At 68.0% G+C, this 3,651-nt stretch carries 2 protein-coding genes and 1 pseudogene; 1 reads left to right on the top strand and 2 read right to left on the bottom strand.

Annotation, left to right across the window (positions count from 1 at the left end):
• Nucleotides 1-134: 134 nt before the first annotated feature.
• On the top strand, nt 135-938 hold the full coding sequence (locus D7Y11_RS42035; protein WP_126936467.1) for a pseudouridine synthase: 804 nt from the start codon (nt 135-137) through the stop codon (nt 936-938).
• On the opposite strand, the gene D7Y11_RS42040 is transcribed toward D7Y11_RS42035, so the two are convergent.
• Both D7Y11_RS42040 and D7Y11_RS43120 read right to left on the bottom strand, forming a co-directional pair.
• On the bottom strand, nt 935-2,962 hold the full coding sequence (locus D7Y11_RS42040; protein WP_126936468.1) for a serine/threonine-protein kinase: 2,028 nt from the start codon (nt 2,960-2,962) through the stop codon (nt 935-937). The two genes, D7Y11_RS42035 and D7Y11_RS42040, sit on opposite strands and share 4 nt — an antisense overlap.
• A 27-nt stretch (nt 2,963-2,989) precedes the next feature.
• Nucleotides 2,990-3,651, bottom strand: a pseudogene (locus D7Y11_RS43120) (hypothetical protein); the annotation flags it as partial.

Raw genomic sequence — 3,651 nt, forward strand, 5'->3', positions numbered from 1 at the left:
GGCGCGCACATGCTCAGAGCCGCCTGGGGGAGTCAAACGGCGTGGTGCCCCCTGCCCGTACTCATGTCCAGGGTGTTCGGGGAAATCCGCTGGCGTGACGCATCTGATACAGCGGGCGGCACACGGGAGGACGCATGGCGCGCAAGCAACGGACGCCCAGGTGGCTGGAGGCCGCGAGGCGCAGGGGACCGGAGACCCCGGCGGGCCCGGGCGCGGACTGGCTGTCGCGAGCGTTGGGCCGGGCCGGCGTGCTGCCCCGGACCGAGGCCGAGCAGGCAATACGCGAAGGCCGCGTGGAGGTGGACGGCCGGGTGGAGCGGGAGCCGTTCGCGCCGGTGGGGCAGGGGACGCGGGTGCGCGTGGACGGCGTGGAGCGCGTGCTGACGCGCCAGGTGCAGGCGCTGATGTTCCACAAGCCCTCGGGGCCGGTGGTGCACGGGTCGGATCCCGAAGGCGTGGGCACTGTCTTCGAAAGGCTGCGCGCGGTGCTGCCGCCGGAGCTTCAAGGCTTCGAGTGGTACGCGGTGGGGCGCCTGGACCGGGACACCACGGGGCTCTTGCTCTTCACCAACGACGAACGGTTGGTGCGGCACGCGACGGCGCCGGAGACGCACCTGTCCAAGCGGTACGTGTCGCGCGTGGAGGGGCATCCCCTGGAGGCGGCGCTGACGAGGCTGCGAGAGGGATTGACGCTGGAGGACGGCCCCACGCGCCCGGCGGAAGCCATGCTCCGTGCGCCCGACGTGGTGGCGCTTACGCTCACGGAAGGGCGGCACCACCAGGTGAAGCGGATGCTCGCGGCGGTGGGGCACCCGGTGCTCACGCTGCACCGTGAGTCGGTGGGGCGGGTGGTGCTGGACGTGGCGGAAGGGGCGTGGCGCGAGCTGACGGACGCGGAGGTGGCGGAGGGGTTGGGGTTCCAACCCGGCGCGGACTAGAAGCCGATGTTCTTGAGCCGCTCTCTCGCCTTCGCTGGGTTCGCCATGTTCCTGGGGGACATCAGCAGGTACCGGTCATGGGCCTTCTTGGCCTTGGCCTTGTTTCCGACCAGGGTGTAGGCGGTCTCCAGACCCAGCCAGGCTCGCCGGATGCCGGGATCCTTCCAGGTGACGGCCTCCAGGAGCTTCACGGCCTCCCTGTGGTCCTTGGACGTGCCCGGCTTGAGCTTGATGAGCGTCAGGCCCAGCTCGAGCTTCGCCTCGACCGAGCCCGGCTTCATGGCCAGCGCGTTCCGGAAGGTGGCGGCGGCCTCCGGGTACTTCTCGTCGCGGAAGGCCGTGCGGCCGGTCTCCATCATGTCGGCGAAGGTCTCCGGCTTCACGATGCGGCCGGAGGCCGACGAGAGGGCTTTCGCATCGTCCAGGATGCGCACCACCTTCGCGCGGCTGGGGTGCGTGTCAGGGGCGTACTCCAGGAAGCGCTGGTAGTGCGTCACGCTGGTGCGGCTGTCATTGAGTCGCGTGTACAGCATCCCCAGCAGGAGCTGGCATTCCGCTTCCTGGGAGAACTGCTTCGCGCACTGGTGCGCCAGGTCCACGGCGTCCTGGATCGCTCCCTGCTGCACGCGCGCCTGGACGCGGTCCTGGTAGTTGGCCAGCGACAGGGGCGCTTCCGGAAGCGGTGCCACCGTGAGGGGCGCGCTGCCTATCGTCTGGGGGACCGAGGAAGGCCGTGCATCATTGGGAAGGGTTTGAACCGTGCTGGAGGGACGCTCGATGGGGCTCGCGGCTCCAAGGGGCTCCGGCGGCACGGCGGAGGAGAGGAACCACAGGACGCTGGCCCCGAGCGCCACACCCGTGGTGCTCAATCCCAGCATCCACTTGCGCGAGGTCGCGGGGGCGAGCGCGGACGGGGCCTCCTCCTCCACGATTTCGACGCTGGAGGATTCGGGGAGGGGGATCCTGCCGGTATGGAGCAGCGGCCTGGGATGCAGGGGCTTCTTCGCGAGTGCCGGTTCCTGCTCGCGCCAGGACTCCAGCTCCTCCTGGAAGGAGTCCGGGACGGACAGCTCGCGGCCATGCGACAGCAGGTCTTCACGAAACAGCATCCGCAGCAGATGCGCCAGGCTCAGCGAGGAGATACGCGGGTGGTTCGCGTACAGGAAGCCAGCGAGGGCCTCCGCGAAGGCATGGCTGGACTCGAATCGCTGGGACAGGTCCGGATGCAGGGCCTTGAGGAGGATGCGCTGGAGCGCCGCCGGCAGGTCCGGCCGTGACTCGCTCAGCGATGGAAGCTCGCCGCGAGCAATGCGCATCATCACGACCGCGGGCGGTCCCTCCAGGGGAAGCTTCCCGCAGAGCAATTCATGGAGCACGACGCCGGTGGCCCAGACGTCCGTGCGCGCATCCACGTCCTCTCCGCGCGCCTGCTCTGGGGAGAAGAAGAGGTACTTGCCCTTCACCACGCCGGGCTCGGTCTTGAGGTCCCGGATGAGCTGGGCCTTGGCGATGCCGAAGTCGACGATCTTGACCTGGCCCTCGTAGCTGATGAGCACGTTGTCCGGGGAGATGTCGCGGTGGACGATGCCCAATGGCTGGCCACTGCTGTCCGTGCGGGTGTGCGCGTAGTGCAGCCCCCGGCACATCTCCATCGCGATGAAGACGGCGATGGGAACGGGCAGGGTGCCCATGCCGCTCTTCATCGCGCGCTTGAGGAAGCGGTGGAGCGGCTGCCCGTCCACGAACTCCATGGCGAGGAAATACCCACCGTCCACCCGGCCGAAGTCGAAGACCTGAGCGACGTTGCCATGGGACAGCGTGGCGGAGATGCGCGCCTCGCTGATGAACATGGAGATGAAGGCTTCGTCGTTGGCGTATTCCGGCAGGACCTTCTTGATGAGGACCGGCTTGGTGACGCCCGCGTCGCCGACCAGCTGGGCGCGCCACGTCTCCGCCATGCCGCCCTGGCCCAGCCAGGACACCAGCTCATACCGTCCGAAGGTGTCGCCGGGTTGGAGTGCCATGGGTCGGGCATCCTAAGCGCAGAACCGTTATTCGGTCATATCGCTGACGCGCGCCCTGGCGGGATGGTTCTCGGGTGCAAGCGTCAGGAACCGCAGATAGTGCTCGCGGCTCTGCTTGCGTTTGTAGAGCCGGTCGTAGCTGTCGTCCAGGAGGAGATGGCATTCCGCGTTCTGGGGATCGAGAAGGACGCACATCCGCGCTGGGCCCAGCGCTTCGGCCTTTCGTTTTCGCCTGGAGGCCTCGGCGGCCTGCTTGTGGAACAACTTGCTCCAATCACCGTCACTGCGCCCGGAGGCCGCCGAGGCTGGTGAGGCCGTCGCGGACGGCTCCTCGGTCATCTGCGCCAGCAGGAGCACCACATCGAATGGATTCGGATCGAAGTCCGATGAATACAGCAGCTCCATGATGCGACTGCGATGGGGATCGCCTTCGGGAGTCAGCCGAATGAAGGCTTCGTAGTGGTCGGCGCTGGCTTGCAGATTCCGGAACCTGGCCTCGATCACGCTCAGGAAGAGATAGCATTGCGGCGCCTCCGGGTACTGGGCCACGCAGTCATTGGCGACGAGCCGCGCGCTATTGAAGTCCTGCTGCCCGATGAAGCCGCGGAGCTTCAACAGGAAGTCACCGACGGTGGGCGGCCTGGCGCTCACTGCGGTCGCGGTGGGACTGGCCGTGGCGGGAGGAGGGC

The organism is Corallococcus sp. AB018, assembly GCF_003986945.1.
In the GTDB taxonomy this organism is placed as follows: Bacteria; Myxococcota; Myxococcia; order Myxococcales; family Myxococcaceae; genus Corallococcus; species Corallococcus exiguus.